This is a genomic window from Flavobacterium polysaccharolyticum, from assembly GCF_038739875.1.
GTDB classification, from domain to species: Bacteria; Bacteroidota; Bacteroidia; order Flavobacteriales; family Flavobacteriaceae; genus Flavobacterium; species Flavobacterium polysaccharolyticum.
Genome location: NZ_JBCGDP010000066.1, coordinates 1 through 693, shown reverse-complemented (window position 1 = coordinate 693; position 693 = coordinate 1). Strand labels below are relative to the sequence as shown.

Sequence of the window (693 nt, the reverse complement as noted above, 5' to 3'; positions counted from 1 at the left end):
TCGCTAATTACTTTAACGGTTCTGGAATTGCAATAAGAAATTTATACGGTCCATCGGAAGATACGACTTATAGCAGTTATTATAGAGTAGAAGGATTTTATGAAAGTTCAGTACCAGTTGGTAAAGCAATTGATAACACCCAGTTTTATATCCTCTCTGATGCATTGGCTTTACAACCAATAGGTGTAATTGGTGAGATTTGTATTTCTGGAGATGGCTTATCTCGAGGTTATTTGTACCAGCCAGAATTAACAGCAGAAAAGTTTGTTACCAATCCTTTTTGTGAAATAGGAAAACTTTATAAAACGGGAGATTTAGGCAAATGGTTACCTGATGGTACCATAGCTTGTATAGGAAGAAAAGATAGCCAGGTTAAAATAAGAGGGCATCGGGTAGAGCTTGGAGAGATCGAACATGTTTTAGAAGCCCAGCAGGACATCGATCAATGTGTTGTTATCGCTGCGATGGTTCAAGGAGAGCAGGTTCTTGTAAGTTATCTTGTTAGTACAGCTGTTATTGATAAACAACAGCTTCGATTATCATTAGCACGAGAATTACCTGATTATATGTTACCAAGTTATTATGTTTTTATGGATGAGTTTCCTCTTACTCCTAATGGTAAAATCGATAAGAATGCATTACCCTCCGTAAGCACAGATGATATTATTCAGGCTGAGTATGTAGCTCCAAGAA

The 693-nt window shown here is 37.1% G+C and carries 1 protein-coding gene; it reads left to right on the top strand.

Annotated elements, in window-relative coordinates; genetic code table 11:
* Nucleotides 1-693: AMP-binding protein (locus WFZ86_RS20110; RefSeq protein WP_342693610.1), on the top strand; the 693-nt coding region annotated here is incomplete at both ends.